Here is a 1,585-nt window from a genome sequence, read left to right as displayed (position 1 = left end):
ATTGACCCGGGGAGCGGACGCGTACCTGGCGGGGTCAACGCCACCTGCCCTCAGTTGGGGCTGGTCAGCGGGCGTGGGCGGTCAGTTCGGCGAGCATGCCGTCGCAGCTGCGTACCACGACCTGCGCGCCGCGCCGCTGGGCCAGCCGGAGCGCGGGGTCCTCGGCGCGCTCCTGCCACCGCCACCGCGCGTCGGCGGCGGCCTCCCACAGCCAGGGGGCCGTCGCGTCGGCGGCACCGCCGAGCCGGGCCGCCAGCACGTCGCCGTCGCCGCCGAGCAGTCGCCGGGCCTCCTCCGCCAACTCGACCTCGAAGCCGAGCCGGCCGTCGCGGAGCGCCGCCAGCAGGCGGGACTCCTGGAACTCGTGCGCGCCGGCGAGGATCTGCTCAAGGGTGCCGAGCAGCTCGGCGGTGCCGGGGCCGGGTTCGGCGCGCAGCAGCGCCTCCACCGCGGCCAGCGCCGAGCGGGCTTTGAGCACCTCCCGCCGGTCGACGAACAGGCGGTTGATCGATTCGCGCAGCTCGCCCAGCCCGCTGCGGCGGACCAGCTCGGTCGAGAGGGCCGCGCGGCTGTCGCAGCCGGTGCGGACCAGGGTGGTCGCCAGGCGTACGCCGACCAGGCCGAGCCGGTCCAGCAGTGCGCCGCGGGTCGCCGCGTCCAGCGGGACGGGCGGCTGGCCGCGGCCGAACCGCTCGGCGGAGAGCAGGTACGGCTCCAGCTCGGCGCGCGGCACCTGCGCCAGTGCGGCCAGCGCCGCGAAATCCGACTCGCCGAGCACCCGTCCGGCCAGGCCGAGCAGGCCGCTGCACGGGGCCACGGTGACACACAGCGCGTCCACGTGCGGCTCCCGGAGGGCCCGCCGGGCGAGCTGGCGGGCGCCGAGCAGCGCGTCGACCCGCCCGCCCCCGGACTCGTCCACTCTAGACAGCACCAGGATCGCGTGCACCGGGGCGGCCTGCCCGACGCTGCTCTCCCGGGCCGACTGCAGCCCGCGCAGGTCGCCGCCGTGGGCGTCCCGGGTCAGGTACAGCATCGCGTCGGTCTCCCGCAGCACCCGCTCCAGCACCGGGTCCCGCCCGTGCTCGTCGACGCCGAGCGCCGGTGTGTCGACCAGGGTCACCTGCCGCAGCGAGCGGGTCGGCCAGCGCACCACGATGTCGCGCAGCTCGCCGGCCCGCCAACCGGCGAGGTCGACGTGCATCCCGGTGCCCGACCGCAACACGGTCAGCCGCTGCGGCGGATGGCTGGTCGAGTACCCGACGGCGTCCGGCTGCGGGCCGTCCTCGTACCAGGTGAAGGCGCTCCCGTCGACCGGTGCCACCTCCTCGCCCATCAGCGCGTTGAGCAGGGTGGACTTGCCGCTGCGCCAGCCGCCGACGACCGCGACCCGCAACGGCTGGTCCAGCCGGGTCAGCTGGCGTCGTAACTGGTCGGTGGCCCGGGGATCGTCCCGGTAGACGTGCAACGCCCGCTCCAGCAGGTCACGGACCGCCGCGTCCAGCCGCCACCCCCCGCTCATGACGGCACTCCGCTGCGCTGCGTGCCGTCATTAGGCCCAAAAGCACAGAGCCGGAAGATTAGGACG

Annotated in this window: 1 protein-coding gene; it reads right to left on the bottom strand. The window is 75.6% G+C overall.

The genetic code is table 11. From position 1 onward, the window contains the following. Positions 1-64: 64 nt before the first annotated feature. Positions 65-1,519, bottom strand: a complete 1,455-nt coding sequence (locus AB0M52_RS33820) for a hypothetical protein (RefSeq protein ID WP_363961950.1) — start codon at positions 1,517-1,519, stop codon at positions 65-67. Positions 1,520-1,585 lie beyond the last annotated feature (66 nt).

It is taken from the genome of Micromonospora sp. NPDC051296, from assembly GCF_040682255.1.
Taxonomy (GTDB): Bacteria; Actinomycetota; Actinomycetes; order Mycobacteriales; family Micromonosporaceae; genus Micromonospora; species Micromonospora craterilacus.
The sequence above is the reverse complement of the archived record's forward strand: the minus strand, read 5'-3'. Positions and strand labels throughout refer to the sequence as shown.